Origin of the sequence: Christiangramia marina (assembly GCF_048285865.1) — a bacterium.
GTDB lineage: Bacteria > Bacteroidota > Bacteroidia > Flavobacteriales > Flavobacteriaceae > Christiangramia > Christiangramia marina.
In genome coordinates, this window is the sequence record NZ_JBLVTK010000001.1 from 477,479 (window position 1) to 500,205 (window position 22,727).

The following is a 22,727-nucleotide window of genomic DNA, read 5'->3' on the forward strand; positions in this document are numbered from 1 at the left end:
ACCTCGTTAGCAGTACTAACGAGGTTTTTTTGACTAACACTATAAACTACTTCTCACTATTATTTAGCTCTGGTATACTCCAGCATTAAAATTCTGATTTCAGAAGCTCTCGTATTACCGGGATCATTTACATATTGATCTGATTCGATTTTGGTGACATCAAAAGCGAAAGTATCAGATCCAAGATCGATCGCTTTTTCATGTGTATAATCAGATCCATTAATACTAATGTTCAGTACCAGTTTATTATCCACAACATTCCAGGTTCCTGAATCCATTCTATCTGATAAACAGGAGAAGTCATCTCCATCTCCAGATTCAAAACTCATGCTGGCATTGTTACTTACAAACGTACCATTAGCATCAAATGTTATACTCATTGTGTTAAAACAATCAGTTTCATCCAGAAGATTTTTGCTCCCACCCGGAGTAGAGTCGAGATCCACTTCCACATCTGCCATCATTTTCGTTAGATCCCAGCTACCAACCATATCTGCGGTAGTAACCGTGGTAGCGTTACTAATCCTTAATTGAGATTCCTGAGAAATATCTTCTTTACTACAACTTTGAAATAAAAATCCAGCAAAAAGGAGGCAGCAATACAATCTAACATTCATTATTCGTTTCATGATATATATTTAGGGATTACAAACATACAGAAGAATGCTAAAAATTAAGAAGTCCTTAACAGCTAAAATTAACTTTAAACGCACAAAAAAGCACTTTATCGATCTGTATATCACTGAATATTTCGTTTTGAAGTCCTTTACTTACAATTCTACGGCTCTATTAAAAAAATAGACCTTTAAAATTCAGAGAATTTATCATACTGAAAACCAGCCTATTTAAGTCAGATTAAATTTTGATAGTGCTGTTTGCTATATGAATTTATAATTGTACATTTGCACCCCTGTTTTCCCGATTGAGATTCGGGTAAATGGGACTGGAATGTTTAATAATTAGTAAAATCAATTGGTGTGGACACATTAAGTTACAAAACAGTATCGGCTAACAAAGCCACCAGAACCAAAGAATGGGTTGTGGTAGATGCTGACGGACAAAATTTAGGTCGTCTTGCTTCTAAAGTAGCATACCTACTTAGAGGAAAGCACAAGCCTAACTTCACCCCACATGTTGATTGCGGAGACAATGTAATTGTATTGAATGCGCAGGGAATCAACTTAACTGGAAAAAAATGGGACGCGAAAGAGTACATCCGTCACACAGGCTTTCCAGGTGGACAAAGAAGTCTGACAGCTACAGAATTATTCGCAAAAGGTCCTGAGAGACTTGTCGAAAAAGCAATTAAAGGAATGCTTCCAAAGAACAAACTTGGAGCAGATCTTTTCAGAAATTTAAAGGTTTATGTAGGATCTGAACATGATCATGAAGCTCAAAAACCTGAAACTATTAACTTAAACGACGTTAAGTAATGGAGGTAATTCACAAAATTGGCCGTAGAAAAACTGCAGTGGCCCGTGTATATGTTTCAGAAGGACAGGGAAACATTACCGTAAACAAGAAAGACCTTAAAGATTACTTCACAACTGGAACACTTCTTTATAAAGTGAACCAGCCAATGATGCTTACCGAAAATGAAGGAAACTTCGACGTTAAAATTAACGTTTATGGTGGAGGTATCACTGGACAGGCTGAAGCAATCCGTCTGGCACTATCCAGAGCTATGGTGGCGCTAGACCAGGAAAATCATGGCGCACTTAAGCCAGAAGGTCTTCTTACTAGAGATCCACGTATGGTAGAACGTAAGAAATACGGACAGAAGAAAGCCCGTAAGAAATTCCAGTTCTCTAAACGTTAATATTATTACCGGAATATTTTCCGGGGAGTTCATAAAAAAATTAATTTTTTGTTGTTATTCTGTTCATGCCGGGCAGAAGTTAGTTTAGCATCTAAACAGTCAGGGCCATACTTTTAAGTAGCCACCTGGTTGTTGCTATCTCAACAGAACGTAAACTATTACAAAAATGGCAAACAAAGTAGAAGTAAAAGAATTACTTGATGCTGGTGTTCATTTTGGACACTTAACCAGACGTTGGAATCCAAATATGGCTCCATATATTTATATGGAACGTAACGGGATCCACATCATCAACTTATATAAAAGTGCTGCTAAAATGCAGGAAGCAGGTGATGCTCTTGCAAAGATCGCAGCAAGCGGAAGAAAGATCCTTTTCGTAGCTACAAAGAAACAAGCGAAAGAGATCGTTGCTGAGCAGGCTGAAAAGGCTAACATGCCTTATATCACTGAGCGTTGGCCTGGTGGTATGCTTACAAACTTCGTTACAATTCGTAAAGCTGTTAAGAAAATGGCTTCTATCGATAGAATGAAGAAAGATGGAACTTTTAACTCTCTTTCTAAGAAAGAACGTTTACAAGTAGATCGTCTTAGAGCTAAGCTAGAAAAGAACTTAGGTTCAATCTCAGACATGTCAAGACTTCCAGCTGCGCTTTTCGTTGTAGATACTACACGTGAGCACATTGCGATCAAAGAAGCACAAAAACTAAACATTCCAATTTTTGCGATGGTTGATACCAACTCAGATCCACGTGAGGTTGATTATCTAATTCCATCTAATGACGATGCTTCTAAATCTATTAGCAAAGTTGTTTCTTACGTTGCAGACTCTATCGTAGAAGGTCTTTCAGAAAGAAAATCTGAGAAACCAGCTAAGAAAAAAGAGGATTCTGATGCTTCAGAAGAGAAAAAAGCAAAACCTGCTGCTCCTAAAGCAGAGAACGCTGAAGTTCCTTCTAAAGATGCCGAAGACAAACAGGCAATGAAAGAGGCTAAGAAAGATGTAAAGCTTGAATCTAAAAGTGAAACTTTAGACAAAGCCAAATCATCTAACGAAGAAGAATAAAATAACGTTTACATAAAATCTAAAAGTCGTTTAGCTTCTTTCTTTACAGTGAGTTTCTAAACGACTTTTTTCAATAAAAAAACAATATTATGGCTAAGATATCCGCCGCTGAAGTAAATAAATTAAGAAAAGCTACTGGTGCAGGAATGATGGACTGCAAGAAAGCATTAGTGGAAGCTGATGGTGATTTTGACGCTGCAATCGAATTGCTTCGTAAGAAAGGTCAGAAAGTAGCTGCAAAGAGAGCCGACAGAGATTCTTCTGAAGGTGCTGCAATTGCTCAGGTAAATACTGAAAACACTAGAGGTGTTATCATATCCCTGAACTGTGAGACAGATTTCGTTGCCAAGAATGATGATTTCATCAAGATGGCTAACGATTTCGCTGAAATCGCTCTTAACTATTCTTCTAAAGAGGAATTTCTTAAAGCTGAGTACAAAGGGATCACTGTAGAGGAAAAACTTACTGAACAAACTGGTGTAATTGGTGAGAAGATCGAAATTGGTGCTTTCAAAACTCTTGAAGCTCCTTTCGTAGGGTCTTACATCCACGCTGGAAATAAGATTGCTGTTCTTACAGGTCTTTCAAAAAGCGTTGATGGTGCTGATGAAGCTGCAAAGAACGTTTCCATGCAAGCTGCAGCAATGAACCCGGTTGCTCTTAATGAAACTGGAGTTGATCAGGAAACTATCGATAAAGAGATCGAGATCGCTAAAGATACTTTGAGACAGGAAGGAAAGCCAGAAAATATGCTTGACAAGATCGCTCAGGGAAAACTTCAGCGTTTCTTCAAAGATAATACTTTGGTTCACCAGGCTTATATCAAGGAGAACAAGCAAAGCGTTGCCGAGTACGTGAAGTCTGTAGACAGCGAACTTGAAGTAGTTGCTTTCGAAAGAGTTGCTCTAGGATAATTTATTCTGAATAATATATCAAAAGAGGTTTTATGTACTTAAAACCTCTTTTTTTGTATTTAAATTTTTACCAGCTAAGCTGAAATAATCCCAAATCTGAAGAATTTCAGCTCCATTAAAAATCACCATCCATGTCTGCCAGGCCATTTAAATTCAAACATTTTATAATAGAACAGGATCGTTGTGCCATGAAAATTGGAACAGACGGTGTACTTCTTGGCGCCTGGTCATCCCTTGCTCATCAACCTGAAAGCATCCTCGATATTGGCACTGGAACAGGACTTATTGCCCTGATGATGGCTCAAAGATCTGGCGCAGAACTTGTTGATGCGCTCGAGATCGAAGAAAATGCTTATGAACAGGCTGTAGATAATTTTGAAAACAGTGACTGGGGTGACCGCTTATTCTGCTATCATGCAGCATTTGATGAGTTTGTGGAAGAGATGCAGGATGAAGAGCACTACGATCTAATTCTTTCCAACCCTCCATTTTATACTGAAGATTATAAAACAGGTGATGATCAACGTGATCAGGCTCGTTTTGCTGAATCTTTGCCTCTCTCCGAATTATTGGAAGGTGCTTCCCTCCTGCTATCCAAAGACGGACGCTTTGATTTGATCATTCCTTTTTCTGAAGAAGATACTGCGATTAGGATCGCCCAGACTCATAAATTATATCCTGCAAGAATTACCAGAGTAAAAGGAACTGCTGAAGCACCCGTAAAAAGAAGTCTTCTGAGCTTCAGTTTTGAAGAAACTTCAGCTGAAGTTCAAGATCTTATCATTGAAATTTCCAGGCATAATTACACTCCGGAATACACTAATCTGGTAAAGGATTTCTACCTGAAATTATAATTGCTTCTAAGTAAAGACTTGGTTACATTTGTTAGAAACACTACACAATGAAACCAGATCTATTCCAGGCTCCTGATTATTACCAGATTGACGACCTGCTATCAAGTGAACATAAAATGGTTCGCGAAGCTACCCGTGAATTTGTAAAAAGAGAAGTCTCCCCAATTATAGAGGAAGCAGCACAAACTGCCACATTCCCGAAACAGATTTTAAAAGGCCTTGCTGAAATTGGAGCTTTTGGACCTTATATTCCTGAAGAATATGGCGGTGCAGGACTTGACCAGATTTCCTACGGATTGATCATGCAGGAAATTGAGCGTGGAGATAGTGGAATTAGATCTACAGCTTCAGTACAGTCTTCGCTGGTGATGTACCCAATTTTCCAGTATGGAACTGAGGAACAACGGAAAAAGTATCTGCCAAAATTAGCTTCCGGAGAAATGGTAGGTTGCTTTGGGCTTACAGAACCAGATCATGGTTCTAATCCTGGAGGAATGACCACGAACTTTAAGGATAAAGGGGATCACTATCTATTAAATGGTGCCAAAATGTGGATCTCAAACTCACCATTTGCTGATATTGGCGTAGTCTGGGCTAAAAATGAAGAAGGACGTATTCACGGCCTGATCGTGGAACGTGGAATGGAAGGATTCAGTACTCCTGAAACTCATAATAAATGGTCTTTAAGAGCCAGTGCTACAGGAGAATTGATATTTGACAATGTAAAGGTGCCGAAGGAAAATTTGTTACCGAATAAATCTGGATTGGGAGCACCGCTTGGCTGCCTTGATTCAGCTAGATACGGTATCGCCTGGGGTGCTATTGGCGCCGCCATGGATTGCTACGATACTGCATTGCGTTATGCCAAAGAAAGAGAACAATTTGGAGTGCCAATTGCCGCAAAACAATTGCAACAAAAAAAGCTTGCTGAAATGATTACTGAAATCACAAAAGCACAACTCATGGCCTGGAGACTTGGAACGCTTAAAAATGAGGGCAAAGCTACCTCTGCACAGATCTCCATGGCAAAAAGAAATAATGTTGAAATGGCTATTAAAATAGCCCGGGAATCCAGACAAATTTTAGGTGGTATGGGAATTACGGGTGAATACAGCATTATGCGACATATGATGAACCTGGAAAGTGTAATTACTTATGAAGGAACTCATGATATTCATCTATTAATTACCGGACTTGATATTACGGGACATGCCGCTTTCTAAACTAGTAAAAAAACATTAGAAGCACTTTGACAGAAAACGGCCTTCGACAGGCTCAGTCCGGCTATAAGTGACATTCCACGCTGATAAGCTGAAAAATTAAACCTATAACAAATCAAAACAAGGGCAGCGTTTGCAACGTTTGCCCTTTTTATATTTATCGCAGCATTTCGATTTTAGAGGTTTCGGCTTTTTAGCCACCACTCCGTTCACCTGCAAATACTCTACAGATTTTTCAGAATAGAAAATTAGCACTCCACTTAACAGCATAGTTCAAAATACAGATTTCAGCACAGGATTTAGTTAAACAAGCTGTAAAAACTGGCTAATGTTTTTATAGTATGTATGCTAGCTCTTAACTTTGCAGTAAAATTACCTTATGATGATTAAAGAGATAAACGAAAGTTTAAAACCTCTAACCAACCAGTTAATTAATCATTCACTATACCAGAAAATAGATAGTCCTGAACATCTGCAAATGTTTATGGAACATCATGTGTTTGCGGTATGGGACTTTATGTCGTTACTAACTGCGCTTCAGGAAAAACTTACTAAAACCACCAATCCATGGTTACCGGTAGGAGATCCGGAAACGAGATACCTAATTAATGAGATCGTTCTCGCCGAGGAAACCGATATCAACATGAAGGGAGAACGCCAGAGCCATTTTGAGATGTATCTGGATGCAATGACTGCGGCTGGGGCAAATAAGTCCAAAATCGAAGATCTTTTAATGCAGGTAACTCATGGAACTGATATATTCCTGATCATTGCGACTAGCAAATTACCAGTAAGCATCAAACAGTTCCTGAAGCATACTTTCGAAGTTGTTTATAGTCAGCAACCTCATAAGATCGCGTCGGCATTCACATTTGGACGCGAAGGTCTGATTCCAGCTATGTTCACCTCTATTATAAGTAAGGTGCAGCAAAAGTTCCCTCAAGAAGATCTAAGTCTTTTTAAATACTACTTTGATCGCCATATCGAACTGGATGAAGACGAACACGGTCCAATGGCATTTAGAATGGTTGAACAATTATGCGGGAATGTTGATAAAAAATGGCAGGAAGTCAAGGCTGTTGCAGAAAAATCTTTACAAAGCCGTATCGAATTCTGGGATGGTATTGAAGCTGAAATTGAAGAGCGTAAAACCCTACAAACTATCTAAGCTCGCAGAAGAATTTATAATACTAAAAAGAAAGCCTGAAGATCATTCTTCAGGCTTTTTTATTATTCGATTGCTGGAGCTATTCGAATCTCCAGTCCTTCAAGTTCATCTGTAATAGGAATCTGGCAGCTAAGTCTGCTGTTATCTTCCACATGAAACGCCTGATCCAGCATATCTTCTTCCTCGTAACTCATCTCCGGCAGCATATGCTGGTAATTGAGCATATAGCACTGGCAGGAAGCACACATCGCCATTCCACCACATATCCCAATGGTACCTTCAGGAGCAAGCTCGTAGGAACGAATAACTTCCATCAGGTTCATATTCATATCTGTTGGGGCATCGATTACATGAGCCTCGCCTTCACGGTCTATTATGGTGATTTTAACGTCAGACATTTAATTGCTTCTAATTTATACTTTTTACAACTTCTCGTTTAGCTTCCTTTTTACTTCCATCAAAACCGCTAACTCCACTAACCGTAGTATACTTCATCACATACTTCTTATCTGGATTAATTAGCTGGTAAGCACTTTGACACATGATCGCAGCTTCATGGAAACCACAAAGAATAAGCTTCAATTTTCCTTTATAGGTATTCACATCACCAATGGCATAAACCCCGGGAATGTTCGTTTGATAATCATATGTATTATCAACCTTAATAGCATTTTTCTCTATTTCCAGTCCCCAGTCTCCAATTGGACCGAGTTTAGGTGAGAGTCCAAAAAGTGGAATAAAATCATCTACTTCTTTTATCTCTTCTCCTCTTGCTTCATCTTTATGCCTTATTACTACAGCATCAAGCTCATCTTTTCCCTGAAGGTCCACAACTTCAGCATCTGTGATCAGATTTATCTTTCCAATTTTCGAAAGTTCTTCAACTTTTTCTACGGAATCTAAAGCCCCCCGGAAATCTTTTCTCCTATGTACCAGAGAAACTTCCGAAGCAATATTTGATAAAAAGATACTCCAGTCTAAAGCTGAATCTCCACCACCGGCGATCACTACCTTGCGATCGCGGTATACTTCAGGATCACGAATAATATAAGCCACTCCTTTATCTTCAAAATCCTTGATGCAAGGAATTGGCGGTTTTCTAGGCTCAAAACTCCCCAGACCTCCAGCGATGACTACTACCGGAGCATGATGTTTTGTTCCTTTACTGGTAGTAACGATAAAACTTCCATCTTCCTGTTTGTCTATGGTCTCTGCTCTTTCGCCCAAAGTAAATCCAGGCTCGAAAGGCTTGATCTGCTCCATAAGATTATCAACCAGGTCTCCTGCAAGTACTTCAGGGAAACCAGGAATATCATAGATTGGCTTTTTCGGGTAAATTTCTGAACATTGTCCCCCAGGTTGTGGAAGAGCATCGATCAGGTGACATTTCATCTTCAAGAGTCCGGCTTCAAAAACGGCGAATAATCCTGTTGGACCTGCACCGATAATGAGCATATCAGTTTTAATCATTCTTCAGCAAAATTTTAAAGGGTAGATCGATCTATATTTACCACTTTTTCTATTTGAGGCACATATTTCTTAATCGTCATTTCCACACCACTCTTCAGGGTCATTTGATTAACAGAACAGCCAACACAAGCTCCTTCAAGCTGTACTTTTACCAAACGGTCATTTTCTTCTATAGATACCAGGGAAATGTTCCCTCCATCACTTTCAAGAAATGGACGAATCTCGGCAAGTGCCTTTTCAACATTTATTTTAACTTCTTCGCTTGTCATTTATTTTTTCTTAACCGCGCTACATCCTGCCATCGTTGTGATCTTAATAGCTTCTGTAGGTGGTAAATTTTTATTTCTGTTCACCGTTTCCTGCACCATATTACGAGTGATCTCCTCAAAAGCGCTTTCCAACGGAGTAGCAGTCTGTAATGCTGCCGGTCTTCCAATATCTCCAGACTCTCTTAGACTTTGCAGTAACGGAATCTCTCCTAAAAATGGAACTTCCAGATCTGCTGCCAGATTTTTAGCACCTTCTTTTCCGAAGATATAGTATTTATTTTCAGGAAGTTCTTCCGGAGTGAAATAGGCCATATTTTCAACAATTCCAAGAACCGGAACATTGATACTTTCCTGCTGGAACATCGCAACTCCTTTCTTAGCATCGGCTAAGGCTACATTCTGCGGTGTACTTACAATAACAGAACCCGTGATTGGTAATGATTGCATGATCGATAGATGAATATCTCCCGTTCCCGGAGGTAAATCGATCAACATGAAATCCAGTTCTCCCCATGCTGCATCAAAAATCATTTGATTCAGTGCCTTAGCTGCCATAGGTCCTCTCCAGACTACCGCCTGGTTTGGTTTGGTGAAAAATCCTATAGACAGGATTTTAACGCCATGATTTTCTACCGGTTTCATTTTGGATTTCCCGTCTACTGTAACAGATAAAGGTCTTTCAGCTTCCACATCAAACATGATTGGAGTTGAAGGACCATAGATATCTGCATCCAGAATACCGACTTTAAATCCCATTTTTGCTAAGGTCACTGCAAGATTCGCAGTCACTGTAGACTTACCAACGCCTCCTTTTCCGGAAGCCACGGCAACAATATTTTTGATTCCAGGAATTTGTTTCCCTTTGATCTCAGGCTTCTTTTCAGCAGCTTCGATCTTGATATTTACTTTAACTTTTGCCTTCTCATAAACTTTTTCATGAATAGCTTTCATCACATCAACCTCTGCGCGTTTTTTAATATGAAGAGCCGGTGTACTTAAAACAAGATCCACCACCACTTCATCGCCAAAGGTCATTACATTTTGAACCGCACCACTCTCCACCATATTAGCGCCGTCGCCGGCTACGGAAATAGTTTCTAATGCGGATAAAATTTCTTTTCTGTTCAATTTCATAGACTGATTTTAATCAGATTTTTTACAGCTTAATTAGACTGATTCTAAACGCAAATATAAAGGTAAAAGCTAAGAATACGAAGAATTTACAAATATTAGATCGATGGCTGGATAGCAGTAATTTATGGTAATCTAATTCAGTTAAAGCTCTTTCATGGGATCCCAGAAGAGTTCTTTAAAATTGACTATCTGTAGTTCTTTCACCTCAACACCTTCGGCTTCCAGAAGTTGTTGCATGGCATTGGTTCCAGAGAAGTGATGTTTCCCGGAAAGCATTCCGTTTCTGTTCACGACTCTATGCGCCGGAACATTTTTATCATGAGAATTATTCATTGCCCAGCCAACCATTCTTGCACTACGGGCCGCACCAAGAGATTTTGCAATAGCTCCGTAAGAGGTTACCCGCCCTTCAGGAATCTGGCGGCAGACTTCATAAACCCTATCAAAAAAACCTGAATTATCTTTCAAAATTAATTATTCAGAATCCTTACCAGCGCAATAACGATAAGTACTGCCATTAATGCTGCCATGAAATAGTTGGAATACTTTGCAAATGACTCTGCTTTCTTTTCGATCTTATCAAAGAGTACTACATAGAGATACAAAGCTGTAAAACTTCCTAAACACGCAGCGATAGAGAAGGATGAATTTAAGGACCAATCATATTCCAGACCACCGCTTAGATTCATTGCACCCGCAATTGCTACAAAATAAGGAATAGGAAATACATTCAATGCAGCGATAAACATGCCTTTATAGATACTGTTCGCATTCGCCTTGCGCTTACTTGGGTCAATTCTTTTCTTCTTCTGTGCCTGGATGAAAAAATATACTGCCAGAATACAGAAAACCACTAATCCTGCCCGCAATAACATCTTTTTTACAAAAGGATGGTCAAAAATATAACCTGCAAGCAGTACCGCAATAAGCGCCTGTATAAATACAATAATACCTGCCCCAATTGCTACATAAAGTCCATTTCTTTTACCTTTTTCCACGCAGGTCTTGGCCACGGTCATGTTTACCAAACCTGGAGGCACCACACCAATAAAGGCGGCAAAATAGGTAATAAGAAAAATCTTCGTTTCTTCCAATAATGTCTATTTAATCCGGAATTGAATATAGGTAATAGGTTTACCTTTTTCAAGGTACTGTTTTTCGTAGAAAGTTTGAATTCCGGTTACTTCTTTTGGAGAATATTCATTACTATAAATATCGTGATGCGCATAAAGGATCTCCTGACCCTGACCATGTAATAAGCCCAACGTATAACCATGCATAAATTCAGAATCTGTTTTTAAGTGCATGAGTCCGTCGACTTTAAGAATATTCTTGTAGCGAATTAAAAACTCTGCATTGGTCAAACGATGCTTTGTACGCTTATATTTTATCTGTGGATCTGGAAATGTGATCCAGATCTCACTAACTTCTGCGGAAGCAAATACATATTTTATAAGTTCAATCTGCGTTCTAATAAAAGCAACGTTCTCCATTCCTTCTTCGATGGCAGTTTTGGCACCACGCCAGAAACGCGCTCCTTTAATATCCACCCCAACAAAGTTCTTATCTGGATTCTGTCTGGCCAGCTCTACGGTATACTCACCTTTTCCACAGCCGAGTTCCAGAACTATTGGATTGTTATTCTTAAAAAAATCCTTGCTCCAGTTTCCTTTTAACGCAAATTCATTGTCCGTAAGTTCTTCTCTTGACGGCTGAATTACATTTTCAAACTGCTCGTTCTCTCTGAAACGTTTAAGTTTATTCTTGCTTCCCACTTAAAATTGATATTTTGGCAAAATTAAAGAAATTAGCTTAGGAGCGGCTAAGAATAGTTTTGAATATGTCCAAGAAACGAATTTTAGTGGCTGTGATGAATTGGGGATTGGGACATGCCACCCGTAGTATTCCTGTAATTAATGCGCTTCAAAACGAAAATTACGAACCTATGGTGGCTTCAGATGGTGCCGCACTGCAATTACTGAAAAAGGAATTTCCAGAGCTTACTCATATTGAATTACCCGGTTATAATATTCAATATGCAAAGAAAGGATGGCTTCTCAACTGGAAGATCATTGCCCAAACCAGTCATATTCGAAAGACCATCGCTGCGGAAAAAGAAAAGACCAGGCAGATTATCAAAGATTATCAAATTGAAGGAATCATTTCCGACAATCGGTTTGGGGTTTATAGCGATGATTTGAAAACAAATGTTTTTATCACTCACCAGATCCATGTTCTAAGTGGCATCACAACCTTCCTTTCTACATTTATTAATCGCCAGCATTTGAAGAATTTTGACCAGATCTGGATTCCGGATTATGCTTCGACGGAAAGGAATTTAAGCGGAAAACTGAGTCATGTAGATGATCTGCCTGAGCAGTGCACCTATATTGGTGCTTTAAGCAGATTTGAAAAGCGTGAAATAGAAATTAAATATAAATACCTGCTGCTGCTTAGCGGGCCGGAACCTCAGCGTAGCCTGCTTGAAGAAAAATTGCTCGAATGCTTCAGTAATTCCAGTGATGAAATATTGTTGGTACGCGGAGTAATTTCCGAAGAAGAACAGCTAAGTTCAACTAATTCAAACCTGCAGATTCGTAATTATCTCTTCGGAAGAGAACTGGAAGAGGCTATAAACAGTAGTGAGACGATCATTGCAAGATCAGGTTACACTACGCTGATGGATCTGGTAAAATTAGAAAAGAAGGCGTTCTTTGTTCCAACACCTGGACAGGAAGAACAGGAATATCTGGCAAAAAGACTGGAACGGCAAAGCATTGCTCCTTTCTGTTCACGAAATCAATTCAGTTTAGAAAAACTGAAAGAAATTGATAATTATACCGGCTTAAGTAATTTCGGTGATGGCCGAGTTCTCCGGGATCTCTTTGCGTTTTTCGAGAGTGAATGAAAATTCACTTCCAACTCCAAACACACTTTCCACATAGATCTTTTCTTCATGCGCTTCCAGAATGTGCTTCACTATAGAAAGCCCAAGTCCTGAACCTCCTTCTTTCCGTGAACCACTTTTATCGACGCGATAAAATCTTTCAAACAAACGCGGAATATTCTCTTTGGCAATCCCTTCCCCATTATCTGTCACCCTAACAATGACCTTGTTTTTGATAAGATTCTCAATACTGATCTCTGTAGTTCCACCATTCTTTCCATACTTGATGGAATTTACGATCAGGTTTGTAAGTACCTGCTGAATACGTTCTCGGTCTGCTCTTACTTTTATAGGTTCCTCATAATCCAGGTCGAAAGTGAGCGTAATATTCTTTTTGGCCGCCTTCATTTCCAGAAGATCAAAAGATGCCTGTATCAACTCAATAATATCAAAAGTCTCGTACTTAAGATGTAGATCACCGGTTTCCAGCTTGGTGATCATATCAAGATCTTTCACAATATAAATAAGTCGCTCTACTCCTTTATTGGCTCTGGCCAGGTATTTCTTGCGAATGACCTTGTCTTTATGCGCACCATCTATAAGTGTAAGTATATAACCCTGAACAGTGAAAAGTGGTGTTTTGAGTTCATGGGAAACATTACCCATAAATTCCTTACGATAAGCTTCTCTTACTTTTAAGGTTTCGATCTCCAGCTTTTTATCCTCGGCGAATTTCTTAACCTCACGGGTAAGACTGGACATATCTGTGGTGATCTGGTTAGGGCTTAAGGTTTTAGAATCGAGAAGTGAAACATTATCATACACTTTCTTGATACGTCTATAAATAAACCGCTCTACTCTATACTGAATGATCAAAAAAGAGAACAGGTAGCACAGGCCTGCAAAAATAAGGAGCGCGATCCACCAGTTCTGCAAATCCAGAAAGATGAATACTGCCAGTATCGCGGTAACGAAGAGGCTGATAAATAAAGCAGTCCTTATTGCAAATCTATAAGACCTCTTAAATTGTTGCGCCATTAAACTACAAACTTGTACCCAACACCTTTGATGGTTTTGATCTTATCGTCTCCGATCTTTTCACGTAGTTTTCGAATATGAACGTCTATAGTTCTTCCTCCCACTACAATATCATTACCCCACACTTTGTCAAGGATGTCTTCTCTTTTAAAGACTTTCCCCGGTTTGGATGCTAACAAAGATAACAACTCAAATTCTTTCCTGGGCAGACTACGTTCTTCACCGTTCTGTTCGATCTTATATTCGTCACGATTAATAGTGATCCCGGAAAGTTTTACAATATTGGAACCTGGCTCTTCATCACGATAGCGTCTTAACAATGCTTTTACTTTGCTAACCAAAACTTTCGGCTTGATAGGTTTGGTAATATAATCATCTGCACCTGCATCAAAACCAGCCATTTGTGAGTAATCCTCTCCCCTTGCGGTAAGAAAAGTAATGATGGCATGTTCAAGATCAGGTAACTTCCGGATTTGTTCACAGGCTTCGATACCATCCATTTCAGGCATCATAACATCCAGAATAATAAGATGCGGTTTATGTTTTTGAGCAAGCTTTACAGCTTTCGCACCATTATCTGCAGTGATCACCTGGTAACCTTCCGAAGAAAGATTATACCCTACTATTTCCAGGATATCCGGCTCATCATCTACTAGTAAAATCTGAATGTCTTTTTTCTTCATGGTGTATAACTATGGTTAAGAATGTATAAAATTAAGGATTAATTTGAATTAACATGGCGCTTAACCCATTGGTAACAATTAACTAACTCTTTAATGACGAAGGATTAAATCTGAGGTAACATCCCCGCGACTTTCTTAATGTTTATTTGCAGCGAGATTTTATAGCAAAAAACAAAATGAAAAAATTATTCTTACTCGCATTACTATTCTTCGCAGCAAACATGCAAGCCCAGGACAGTACCAGCGGTGCAATTGGAGGTAAATTAACTGACAAGGAAATGGGTGGTGAACCTCTTCCATTTGCCAATGTTCTTCTGAAAGATTCTGCTAAGGGAACCACTTCAGATTACGACGGAATATATCTTTTAGACAAACTTCAGCCAGGAACCTATACCGTCGTATTTAGTTTTGTAGGATATGAAACTCTGGAAATTCCAGATGTAGTTGTGGAAGCTGGAAAAGTGACAGAGATCAATACAGAATTAGGATCCAGTGCAGCATCCTTAGATGAAGTAGTTATTACTACGGTTTCTAGAAGAGATTCTGAAGTTGCTTTGTTAGTAGAGCAAAAAAATTCAGTAGAAATAAAGGAAAGTATAGGGGCACAGGAACTGGCAAAATTAGGAGTATCTGATGCGGCTACTGCTACTACCAAGATTTCTGGTGTAACCACCAGTGAGGCTTCCGGCGATCTTTTTGTACGTGGTCTTGGTGACCGTTACCTGTATAGTACCTTGAATGGTCTTCCTATACCATCAGATGATGTGGAAAGAAAGAATATCGATCTGGGATTGTTTCCAACGAGAGTAATTCAGAATGTATCCATCAGCAAAGCATATTCTGCAATTAGTTCTGCAGACCAGGCTTCTGGAAATGTAGATATTTCTTCTCGTGAATTAAGAGGAAAGGATGAATTAGGAATTAGTGTGCAGGGTGGAGTTAATACGAATGCTATCGGAGAATTCAGCAATTTTAAAGTTTCTCCAAACCAGGACGACACTTATTTCGGCGTTTACGATCAGAGCATTCCAACAGAATTTACCTTGAACAACCAGAGCTGGAATCCACAGACTTCAGTTCCAGTAAATAGAAAGGTTAGTATAACTGCCGGAAAGGAATTTGGACCGCTAAGAGCATTTGTTACCGCATCTAATTCGGTTGCTTTCGAATACAATGAAGGTCTTTTCAGAAACTACAGAACGAACGTTCTTGAAGATCAATTTACAGATGCTGAAAACTTTAAAAAGACAGATAATAATACTTTGATGGCCGATCTTGGTTTCGAGATCAATGACAATCATCGCCTAAAAGCAACCAGTTTATTTATCAATAAAGTAACCGATGAGGTTTATGAAGCTGGTAGAAACGGTGAAGGTTTTGTTTTCGAGGAAACAAACAGAGGTGAAAACCTGAACCAGTTTATTCGTGATCAGAATATCAAACAAACCAGGCTTTGGGTAAATCAGTTACATGGTTTCCATGATTTTTTTGACGGGAAGAACGAACTGGAATGGTCAGCTGGTTACAACCTTGTAAATGCAGATGAACCGAATCGTATTCGTAATGAAGTAAACATTGGAGACAATAATTTCGTGCAATTGGCCAGAACTGGTGGTTTTCAGCAAAGAAAATCTACACAGGAGATCGATGATACCGAGTTTAATGCCAGAATCGAGAACACCTATAATTTCCTGAGCATGGCTAACGAAGATTCTAAGAATGCTTCCCTTATTCTAGGTGGTAACTATAGAAATAAAGAGCGTGATTTCTTTTCACAGTTCTTTGGAGCTGAAGAAACCGACTTCAATACTGTAAACCCTCCATCTATTGATAATCTTGGAGCGATCTTTACTACAGAAAACTTCAATAATAGGTTGTTGCAATTCAATCGTCTTACCCCAGATATCTATAATGGAACGCTGGAATCTTATGGCGGTTTTGCAGTTTTCAACATTGGAAACGAACAATGGAATATTAATGCTGGAGCGAGATACCAGAAGGATCAGGTAGATGTGATCTTTGACGTGAACAACTACCCACAAAACCTTCCAAATTTCACCTTCAAGGAATATGATAACATCTATCCAAGTTTAAACATCAAGTTTTCTCCGAACGAAGATTCGAATATTAGACTTGCAGCCAGCAAAACGATTTCTCTACCTGAATTTAAAGAGATCGCTCCTTTCGAATATGTTTCACAGATTGGACAGATCACTCGTGGTAACCCAAATTTGGAAGCTTCGAATAACTATAACCTGGATCTTAAATATGAAGTTTTTCCAAGTTCAGGTGAGTTACTATCTCTTACAGGTTTTTATAAAAAGATCCTTGACCCAATCAACAGAACACAGGCTCGTGGTGCTTCAGGAGTATTCTCTTATTTCAATGCTAGTGACGAAGCCAACATTTATGGTCTGGAGCTTGAAGCGAGAATGGACGTGATCGAAAATGACAATGACAATGGTCTTGATCTAAGTGTATCTGGAAATATTACCAGAATGTGGCACAGTCAGGATCTAAAAGATGTTTTTGCTGAAGATGGATCTTTTGTAAGAACCTTCAGATATAACGGGAACGATGAAATTGGACTTCAGGGAGCATCAGACTGGATCGTAAATGCATCGGCAAACTTTAGTACAGAAACAGAAAATCCTCTCCGAGGAACTATTGTTGCAAACTACGCTTCAGATAAAATATATGCACTGGGATCGCCAGACACTCAAAACCTTGACTTTATCGACATCCAATACAATGACGAGATCATTGAAAAAGGTTTTGTAACCCTTGATTTGATCCTATCCAAAGAGTTTGGAGAAAATTTCGAACTGGAATTTAAAGGACAGAACCTGCTTAACCCTGAGATCGAAAGATATCAATCTATAAGACCACTTTCTGGAAATGCTGCGGAAGCTGAGCAAACAGTAAGATCTTATACCAGAGGTGCCGTATTAAGCCTTGGGCTTAGCTACAATTTCTAATTTATTTAACCACAAATTATATACACAACCTTTTCAATCAAAACTTAAATTATGAAAAAAACAGCAAGACACTTTTTGTTAATGAGCGCGCTTTTTGGCGGACTGCTTATCACAAGTTGTAGTAGCGATGATAATGATATTGAGATCATTAATCCTACAGATGACACTGGAACACCAAATCCAGGAACTTCAGATAACATCCTTAACGGAAGCGTTGATGAAGACATGACTCTTGATGCTAATACTTCGTATCAATTATCAGGAATTCTTTCCGTAGAAAGTGGCGTAACCCTTACAATTCCTGCTGGAACAGAGATCGTTGCAGATCCAGATCTTGATGATAGCGATGCAACCAATGTTTACATCGTTGTTCAAAAAGGTGGAGATATCGTAATTAACGGTACTGCATCTGCACCTGTGATCATGCGTTCTTCCAATGGACAGGCTGGTAGCTGGGGCGGACTAATCATCGCAGGTAATGCTGAAACTACTGAAGGTTCTGATGCAACTGCTGAGGTTGGAGGGATCCTTTACGGTGGCAGCGATGCTGCAGATGATTCTGGTTCTATCAATTACCTGGTACTTTCTGATGCCGGTGCTCAGATCAATGCTGAATCTCAGTTCAACGGACTTTCTCTTTATGCAGTTGGTTCAGGAACTTCCATCATGAACGTTGCTCTTATTAATGGAGCAGATGATGGTGTTGAATTTTTCGGAGGTTCTGCCAATGCTACCAACCTTTACCTTGAAAATAATGAAGATGATGCCGTAGACTGGACTGAAGGTTGGAATGGAACAATCGATAACGTATATGTTCTTCATACTATTGGAAATTTCTCTACTGCGATTGAGGCAGATGGTGAAGACAAGCAACCTACCATCAATAACTTTACAGCGGTTTCTACTAAAGGTGGAACTGCATTACAGTTCAAGAAAAATTCTGGAGCAATCATCAACGGTCTTTCATTAAACGGATACGATAACTCAGTTGATATTCCAGACGATACCAGAACAGACCTTTCTAACATTCAACTAAACGGAGAAGATGCAGATATCGACAATACATATTCTCTAACTCCAACGGTAATGGAATCTACTTTTGACTGGATCTCTAATCGTGGTCAGGTATCTGTACTTCCAAACAATATCGATAGCGACCTAACTTTAGATGGTGATAGCGAATATGTAATTAGTGACGTGGTTTCTGTGAATGCCGGAGCAACTCTTACTATTCCTGCTGGAACAAAGATCACTGCCAGAAGTGATGCCGATACCGATGCTACAAGTATTTATATCGTAGTACAACAAGGAGCAATGATCGATATTCAGGGAACTGAATCGAATCCTGTTATGATGTCTTCTACTTCAGGTCAACCTGGAAGCTGGGGTGGTCTTGTGATCGCTGGAAACGCAGCAACTACTGAAGGTTTAAATGCTACTGCGGAAGTTGGAGGGATCGTTTACGGAGGTTCTAATGCTGAAGACAATTCAGGTTCTATCTCTTATTTAATTCTGAAAGATGCCGGAGCACAGATCAATTCTGAATCTCAGTACAATGGACTATCTCTTTACGCTGTTGGATCTGGGACTACGATCGACAATATTGCGATCATCAATGGAGCAGATGATGGAGTTGAATTTTTTGGAGGTTCTGTTTCTGTTACAAATGCATACTTTGAGAATAATGAAGATGACCAGATCGACTGGACTGAAGGTTGGAATGGTTCTGTTACAAATGCATACATCAACTTAAGTATCGATAACTTCTCAACGGTTGTGGAGGCAGATGGAGAGAACAATATGCCAACTCTAAACCAGATCACTGCAGTTTCAACTGCTGGAGGAACAGCATTGCAGTTCAAGAAACTCTCTGGAGCAACGATCACTGGTCTGTCCTTATCTGGTTTTGAAACCAATATTGATATTGCAGATGATACCAGAACAGATCTTTCTGGAATTCAGATCGACGGAGAGGATGCAGATGTTGAAGCAGCTTACGATGCAGATGAAACTGTAGACGCTGCAGATTTTGATTGGGTAAACTAAAATCAAGATTTAGTTTAAAATATTGAAAGTCAATAATTAGCCAAAATTAAGGGTTGCCATCTGGCAGCCCTTTTTTATTATCTATAAATTACGGCAAGCCAGCATTTTGTGGCAGGATTTTTGAAATTTTATTTGTAAGTTTGTCTAATCTGTACCAAAGAGAATGAAGCAAAAGTACCTATTTAGCTTTTTATTATTTAGTTTCCTGATGTTGGCAATCCCTGCAAACGCTCAGGACTCTATCTCTGCTTCAGCTCGAACAGAAATTTCTATCGATGGTTTATCCATTTATCCCAACCCGATTACTGGGGGAAGAGTTTTTATCTCATCCACCAAAAACCAGGAAAAGAAGATCGAGATCTATAATGTTTTAGGAAAGCCAGTTCTTAAGACCCGATTAAGAGGTAGAGAATTAGATGTTTCAACACTTACTCCCGGAATTTATATTATTAAGATCGAAGAAGGAAGATCTAAGGCTACCCGCAAACTGGTGGTAAAATAAAACACGGTAAATCTTAATTTGTAAGCTTCTTTTTTAAGAGGCTTTTTTATTGCTTAATTTTGAAGCTCCAATGTTTCTTTATGCTGAAAAATAAAATCTTCAATATTTCCTCTTCGGAAGAATTTGAAAAGCTAAGCCTTGAAGTTTACCAATATCAGTATCAGCATAATCCTGTTTATCAGAAATTCTGTAAACTTTTGAAGAAATCACCTGAAAATGTTGCTAACATCAAGGAGATTCCGTTTCTACCAATAGAATTTTTCAAGAAAGAAAACATCATTACTGAAGAACAGAAAGCAGAGATCACCTTTACCAGCAGCGGAACTACCGGAGCTGCTACCAGCAAGCATCATGTTGCCGATCTTGGCATCTATGAAGAAAGTTTTCTAAAAGCTTTCGAAACATTTTATGGTTCTCCAGAGGATTACACTTTTCTGGCTCTTCTACCAAGTTATCTGGAACGCACGGGAAGTTCGCTTATCTATATGGCAAACGCGCTCATCAAACAATCAAATAAGCCCGATAGCGGATTTTATCTCAATAACCTGGAAAATCTTTCTGAAATATTAAGAAAGCTGGACCAGGCTGGAAAGAAAGTATTTCTGATTGGTGTTTCTTTTGCCCTACTAGACCTTGTAGAAAATGAAACTTTCGATCTACAGCATACCATCGTAATGGAAACCGGAGGAATGAAAGGCAGACGAAAAGAAATGATTCGCGAAGAACTGCATCAAATTCTAAGCTCTGGTTTTGGGGTTAAGTACATACATAGTGAATATGGAATGACAGAACTTTTATCCCAGGCATACTCTAATGGGAATGGAGTTTTTAAAACTCCCAACTGGATGAATATACTTATACGAGATCCGGAAGATGCACTTACGTACGTACAGGATGGTAAAACCGGTGGAATTAATGTAATAGATCTGGCTAATTTGAACTCCTGTTCATTTATTGCCACCCAGGATCTTGGAAAGATTTCAGGCGAACAGATAGAGATCATGGGGCGTTTTGACAATAGCGATATTAGAGGTTGCAACCTTCTAGTTCTATAATTGAAATTTTAACTTTTCTAGCTGTAATTTACTGAAGTTGAGCGCGACTCAATAGTTGTAAGATGGAGAAGGTTCATATCTTCATTTTGCGCTAAGTGAATTTTCATATTAGATTGGTTAGTTAGTTACAAAGCCTTCAGGGTCTCTCCTGAAGGCTTTTGTATTTTAACTTTCTAAAATTAATTAGCTGTAGAATGCCAAAAAAACGATCATTCCCATTGAAATTATGAAAATGATCGCCCTTATTATATCTTCTTCCTTGAAATTACCCATATACTTCTATGTACGAAGTCGGGCATTTTAAAGTTTTAAATCGCTCTAATGATATAGGTATTCTTCTTTCCTTTATTTAAGATAACATACTTGTTATTAATAAGATCATCTTTAGTGATCGTATAATCTTCCTTTACTTTCTCTTTGTTCACTGCTACCGAATTTTCTTTTAAGGCTCGTCTGGCTTCCCCATTCGACTTCAAAAAATTGGTTTGTGCAGCCAGCGCAGCGATCATGTCCAGTCCGTTCTCGATTTCACTCATCGCGATATCAGCTTGGGGCACACCTTCGAAAATATCCAGAAAGGTCGCTTCATCAAGCTTCCTGAAGTCGGCTGCCGTACTTTTTCCGAAGAGAACCTCAGAAGCAGCAAGTGCATTATTATAATCTTCTTCTGAATGTACCATTGTCGTAACCTGTTTTCCAAGTTCCTTCTGTAGTTCACGCTTGTGTGGTGCTTCCTTATGTTCAGCAATTAGAGAATCGATCTCTTCTTTAGTCAAAAATGTAAAGATCTTTATGTATTTTTCAGCATCTTCATCACTGGTATTCAACCAGTACTGGTAGAATTTGTAGGGAGAAGTTCTCTCTTTATCTAACCAGATGTTTCCACCTTCTGTCTTCCCGAATTTAGTTCCATCAGCCTTAGTGATCAAAGGACAGGTCAAGGCATAGCCTTTTCCATCTCCAATTCGCCGAATAAGTTCCGTTCCCGTAGTGATATTTCCCCATTGATCACTTCCACCCATTTGCAGCGTACAGTTATTTTCTCTGTATAAATGCAGGAAATCATAACCCTGTACCAGCTGATAAGTAAATTCAGTAAAAGACATTCCTACAGAAGATTCAGAAGACAATCTTTTCTTGACTGAATCCTTGGACATCATATAGTTCACGGTGATATGCTTTCCTACATCCCTGATAAATTCCAGGAATGAGAAATCCTTCATCCAGTCGTAATTGTTGACAAGAACTGCAGCATTATCATGTTCAGAATCAAAATCGAGAAATCTTGAAAGTTGTTCTTGAAGCGAATTCTGGTTGTGACGTAAGGTTTGTTCATCCAGCAGATTACGTTCAGCCGACTTCCCCGAAGGATCCCCGATCATCCCGGTAGCACCGCCAACTAACGCATAAGGTTTATGCCCCGCAAGTTGAAAATGGCGTAACATCATGACTCCCACAAGGTGACCAATATGCAGCGAATCTGCCGTTGGATCTATCCCAACGTAAGCCGCACGCATTTCTTCCATTAAATGTTCCTCGGTTCCAGGCATGGTGTCGTGCAACATCCCTCTCCAGGTAAGTTCTTTTACGAAATTCTTCTCCATAATATGCTAATTCAGGTAAAAAT

The 22,727-nt window shown here is 39.2% G+C and carries 23 protein-coding genes; 12 read left to right on the top strand and 11 right to left on the bottom strand.

The window, feature by feature from the left end; all coding sequences use genetic code 11:
* Positions 1 to 59: 59 nt before the first annotated feature.
* The gene (locus ACNKXS_RS02130) at positions 60 to 629 is read right to left on the bottom strand and encodes a lipocalin-like domain-containing protein (protein WP_417919432.1); all 570 of its coding nucleotides are present in this window, start codon (positions 627 to 629) and stop codon (positions 60 to 62) included.
* Between the two features lie 348 nt (positions 630 to 977).
* On the opposite strand from ACNKXS_RS02130, the gene rplM reads away from it, so the two are divergent.
* From rplM to ACNKXS_RS02165, 7 genes are all read left to right on the top strand, one after another.
* Positions 978 to 1,433, top strand: a complete 456-nt coding sequence (rplM, locus tag ACNKXS_RS02135) for a 50S ribosomal protein L13 (protein ID WP_295179614.1) — start codon at positions 978 to 980, stop codon at positions 1,431 to 1,433.
* Positions 1,433 to 1,819, top strand: coding sequence for a 30S ribosomal protein S9 (rpsI, locus tag ACNKXS_RS02140; RefSeq protein ID WP_141878869.1), 387 nt, complete (start codon positions 1,433 to 1,435; stop codon positions 1,817 to 1,819). The genes rplM and rpsI overlap by 1 nt, the downstream gene beginning before the upstream one ends.
* A 166-nt stretch (positions 1,820 to 1,985) precedes the next feature.
* Positions 1,986 to 2,882 (top strand): 30S ribosomal protein S2, encoded by an 897-nt coding sequence (gene rpsB / locus ACNKXS_RS02145; RefSeq protein WP_417919433.1) that lies wholly within the window; start codon positions 1,986 to 1,988, stop codon positions 2,880 to 2,882.
* An 89-nt stretch (positions 2,883 to 2,971) separates the two neighbouring features.
* Positions 2,972 to 3,796 (top strand): translation elongation factor Ts, encoded by an 825-nt coding sequence (tsf, locus tag ACNKXS_RS02150; protein ID WP_417919434.1) that lies wholly within the window; start codon positions 2,972 to 2,974, stop codon positions 3,794 to 3,796.
* 131 nt (positions 3,797 to 3,927) lie between these two features.
* Entirely contained in the window at positions 3,928 to 4,650 is a 723-nt protein-coding gene (locus ACNKXS_RS02155) for a tRNA1(Val) (adenine(37)-N6)-methyltransferase (RefSeq protein ID WP_417919435.1), read from the top strand.
* Positions 4,651 to 4,697: 47 nt separating this feature from the next.
* On the top strand, positions 4,698 to 5,873 hold the full coding sequence (locus tag ACNKXS_RS02160) for an acyl-CoA dehydrogenase family protein (RefSeq protein ID WP_417919436.1): 1,176 nt from the start codon (positions 4,698 to 4,700) through the stop codon (positions 5,871 to 5,873).
* A 379-nt stretch (positions 5,874 to 6,252) separates the two neighbouring features.
* Positions 6,253 to 7,038 carry a DUF3050 domain-containing protein gene (locus tag ACNKXS_RS02165; protein WP_417920130.1) on the top strand — a complete coding sequence of 262 codons (786 nt, stop codon included), beginning with the start codon at positions 6,253 to 6,255 and terminating at the stop codon, positions 7,036 to 7,038.
* A gap of 62 nt (positions 7,039 to 7,100) precedes the next feature.
* On the opposite strand, the gene ACNKXS_RS02170 is transcribed toward ACNKXS_RS02165, so the two are convergent.
* The 7 genes from ACNKXS_RS02170 to trmB all read right to left on the bottom strand — a co-directional run bounded on the left by ACNKXS_RS02170 (position 7,101) and on the right by trmB (position 11,686).
* The gene (locus ACNKXS_RS02170) at positions 7,101 to 7,436 is read right to left on the bottom strand and encodes a 2Fe-2S iron-sulfur cluster-binding family protein (RefSeq protein WP_417919437.1); all 336 of its coding nucleotides are present in this window, start codon (positions 7,434 to 7,436) and stop codon (positions 7,101 to 7,103) included.
* Positions 7,437 to 7,446: 10 nt separating this feature from the next.
* Positions 7,447 to 8,508, bottom strand: coding sequence for an NAD(P)/FAD-dependent oxidoreductase (locus ACNKXS_RS02175; RefSeq protein WP_417919438.1), 1,062 nt, complete (start codon positions 8,506 to 8,508; stop codon positions 7,447 to 7,449).
* Between the two features lie 14 nt (positions 8,509 to 8,522).
* Complete coding sequence (locus ACNKXS_RS02180; RefSeq protein WP_141878875.1) at positions 8,523 to 8,777, bottom strand: NifU family protein; 255 nt, start codon at positions 8,775 to 8,777, stop codon at positions 8,523 to 8,525.
* The gene (locus ACNKXS_RS02185; RefSeq protein WP_298246088.1) at positions 8,778 to 9,911 is read right to left on the bottom strand and encodes an Mrp/NBP35 family ATP-binding protein; all 1,134 of its coding nucleotides are present in this window, start codon (positions 9,909 to 9,911) and stop codon (positions 8,778 to 8,780) included.
* A gap of 141 nt (positions 9,912 to 10,052) precedes the next feature.
* The gene (locus ACNKXS_RS02190) at positions 10,053 to 10,379 is read right to left on the bottom strand and encodes an MGMT family protein (RefSeq protein WP_417919439.1); all 327 of its coding nucleotides are present in this window, start codon (positions 10,377 to 10,379) and stop codon (positions 10,053 to 10,055) included.
* Between the two features lie 2 nt (positions 10,380 to 10,381).
* Positions 10,382 to 11,005, bottom strand: a complete 624-nt coding sequence (locus ACNKXS_RS02195) for a LysE family translocator (protein ID WP_295179594.1) — start codon at positions 11,003 to 11,005, stop codon at positions 10,382 to 10,384.
* 6 nt (positions 11,006 to 11,011) lie between these two features.
* The gene (gene trmB / locus ACNKXS_RS02200) at positions 11,012 to 11,686 is read right to left on the bottom strand and encodes a tRNA (guanosine(46)-N7)-methyltransferase TrmB (RefSeq protein WP_417919440.1); all 675 of its coding nucleotides are present in this window, start codon (positions 11,684 to 11,686) and stop codon (positions 11,012 to 11,014) included.
* A 65-nt stretch (positions 11,687 to 11,751) separates the two neighbouring features.
* Here trmB and ACNKXS_RS02205 point away from each other — a divergent pair, with 65 nt between their 5' ends.
* Positions 11,752 to 12,819 carry a glycosyltransferase family protein gene (locus ACNKXS_RS02205; protein ID WP_417919441.1) on the top strand — a complete coding sequence of 356 codons (1,068 nt, stop codon included), beginning with the start codon at positions 11,752 to 11,754 and terminating at the stop codon, positions 12,817 to 12,819.
* Here the strand turns inward: ACNKXS_RS02205 and ACNKXS_RS02210 are convergent.
* Complete coding sequence (locus ACNKXS_RS02210) at positions 12,757 to 13,836, bottom strand: sensor histidine kinase (protein ID WP_295179590.1); 1,080 nt, start codon at positions 13,834 to 13,836, stop codon at positions 12,757 to 12,759. The two genes, ACNKXS_RS02205 and ACNKXS_RS02210, sit on opposite strands and share 63 nt — an antisense overlap.
* On the bottom strand, positions 13,836 to 14,519 hold the full coding sequence (locus ACNKXS_RS02215) for a response regulator transcription factor (RefSeq protein WP_417919442.1): 684 nt from the start codon (positions 14,517 to 14,519) through the stop codon (positions 13,836 to 13,838). The genes ACNKXS_RS02210 and ACNKXS_RS02215 overlap by 1 nt, the downstream gene beginning before the upstream one ends.
* A gap of 176 nt (positions 14,520 to 14,695) precedes the next feature.
* Between ACNKXS_RS02215 and ACNKXS_RS02220 the strand changes: the two genes are divergently transcribed.
* The 4 genes from ACNKXS_RS02220 to ACNKXS_RS02235 all read left to right on the top strand — a co-directional run bounded on the left by ACNKXS_RS02220 (position 14,696) and on the right by ACNKXS_RS02235 (position 21,100).
* A complete protein-coding gene (locus ACNKXS_RS02220) occupies positions 14,696 to 17,497 on the top strand; it encodes a TonB-dependent receptor (protein WP_417919443.1) in 2,802 nt (933 codons plus the stop codon).
* Positions 17,498 to 17,548: 51 nt separating this feature from the next.
* On the top strand, positions 17,549 to 19,543 hold the full coding sequence (locus tag ACNKXS_RS02225; RefSeq protein ID WP_417919444.1) for a hypothetical protein: 1,995 nt from the start codon (positions 17,549 to 17,551) through the stop codon (positions 19,541 to 19,543).
* A 163-nt stretch (positions 19,544 to 19,706) separates the two neighbouring features.
* On the top strand, positions 19,707 to 20,045 hold the full coding sequence (locus tag ACNKXS_RS02230) for a T9SS type A sorting domain-containing protein (protein ID WP_405199767.1): 339 nt from the start codon (positions 19,707 to 19,709) through the stop codon (positions 20,043 to 20,045).
* An 80-nt stretch (positions 20,046 to 20,125) separates the two neighbouring features.
* The gene (locus ACNKXS_RS02235) at positions 20,126 to 21,100 is read left to right on the top strand and encodes a LuxE/PaaK family acyltransferase (RefSeq protein ID WP_417919445.1); all 975 of its coding nucleotides are present in this window, start codon (positions 20,126 to 20,128) and stop codon (positions 21,098 to 21,100) included.
* A gap of 308 nt (positions 21,101 to 21,408) precedes the next feature.
* Here ACNKXS_RS02235 and tyrS read toward each other — a convergent pair whose 3' ends face one another.
* Positions 21,409 to 22,704: a tyrosine--tRNA ligase gene (tyrS, locus tag ACNKXS_RS02240; RefSeq protein ID WP_417919446.1), complete on the bottom strand. Its 1,296-nt coding sequence runs from the start codon at positions 22,702 to 22,704 to the stop codon at positions 21,409 to 21,411.
* Positions 22,705 to 22,727 lie beyond the last annotated feature (23 nt).

Excerpts from the sequence above, each read along its gene's own strand:
- ACNKXS_RS02165 (WP_417920130.1), top strand. The coding sequence starts at position 6,253 with ATGATTAAAGAGATAAACGAAAGTTTAAAACCTCTAACCAACCAGTTA.
- ACNKXS_RS02210 (WP_295179590.1), bottom strand. The coding sequence starts at position 13,836 with ATGGCGCAACAATTTAAGAGGTCTTATAGATTTGCAATAAGGACTGCT.
- ACNKXS_RS02180 (WP_141878875.1), bottom strand. The coding sequence starts at position 8,777 with ATGACAAGCGAAGAAGTTAAAATAAATGTTGAAAAGGCACTTGCCGAG.
- ACNKXS_RS02215 (WP_417919442.1), bottom strand. The coding sequence starts at position 14,519 with ATGAAGAAAAAAGACATTCAGATTTTACTAGTAGATGATGAGCCGGAT.
- ACNKXS_RS02230 (WP_405199767.1), top strand. The coding sequence starts at position 19,707 with ATGAAGCAAAAGTACCTATTTAGCTTTTTATTATTTAGTTTCCTGATG.
- ACNKXS_RS02185 (WP_298246088.1), bottom strand. The coding sequence starts at position 9,911 with ATGAAATTGAACAGAAAAGAAATTTTATCCGCATTAGAAACTATTTCC.
- rpsB (WP_417919433.1), top strand. The coding sequence starts at position 1,986 with ATGGCAAACAAAGTAGAAGTAAAAGAATTACTTGATGCTGGTGTTCAT.
- ACNKXS_RS02155 (WP_417919435.1), top strand. The coding sequence starts at position 3,928 with ATGTCTGCCAGGCCATTTAAATTCAAACATTTTATAATAGAACAGGAT.
- ACNKXS_RS02220 (WP_417919443.1), top strand. The coding sequence starts at position 14,696 with ATGAAAAAATTATTCTTACTCGCATTACTATTCTTCGCAGCAAACATG.
- ACNKXS_RS02225 (WP_417919444.1), top strand. The coding sequence starts at position 17,549 with ATGAAAAAAACAGCAAGACACTTTTTGTTAATGAGCGCGCTTTTTGGC.
- rpsI (WP_141878869.1), top strand. The coding sequence starts at position 1,433 with ATGGAGGTAATTCACAAAATTGGCCGTAGAAAAACTGCAGTGGCCCGT.
- tyrS (WP_417919446.1), bottom strand. The coding sequence starts at position 22,704 with ATGGAGAAGAATTTCGTAAAAGAACTTACCTGGAGAGGGATGTTGCAC.
- ACNKXS_RS02205 (WP_417919441.1), top strand. The coding sequence starts at position 11,752 with ATGTCCAAGAAACGAATTTTAGTGGCTGTGATGAATTGGGGATTGGGA.
- tsf (WP_417919434.1), top strand. The coding sequence starts at position 2,972 with ATGGCTAAGATATCCGCCGCTGAAGTAAATAAATTAAGAAAAGCTACT.
- ACNKXS_RS02130 (WP_417919432.1), bottom strand. The coding sequence starts at position 629 with ATGAAACGAATAATGAATGTTAGATTGTATTGCTGCCTCCTTTTTGCT.
- ACNKXS_RS02170 (WP_417919437.1), bottom strand. The coding sequence starts at position 7,436 with ATGTCTGACGTTAAAATCACCATAATAGACCGTGAAGGCGAGGCTCAT.
- ACNKXS_RS02175 (WP_417919438.1), bottom strand. The coding sequence starts at position 8,508 with ATGATTAAAACTGATATGCTCATTATCGGTGCAGGTCCAACAGGATTA.
- ACNKXS_RS02235 (WP_417919445.1), top strand. The coding sequence starts at position 20,126 with ATGCTGAAAAATAAAATCTTCAATATTTCCTCTTCGGAAGAATTTGAA.
- ACNKXS_RS02160 (WP_417919436.1), top strand. The coding sequence starts at position 4,698 with ATGAAACCAGATCTATTCCAGGCTCCTGATTATTACCAGATTGACGAC.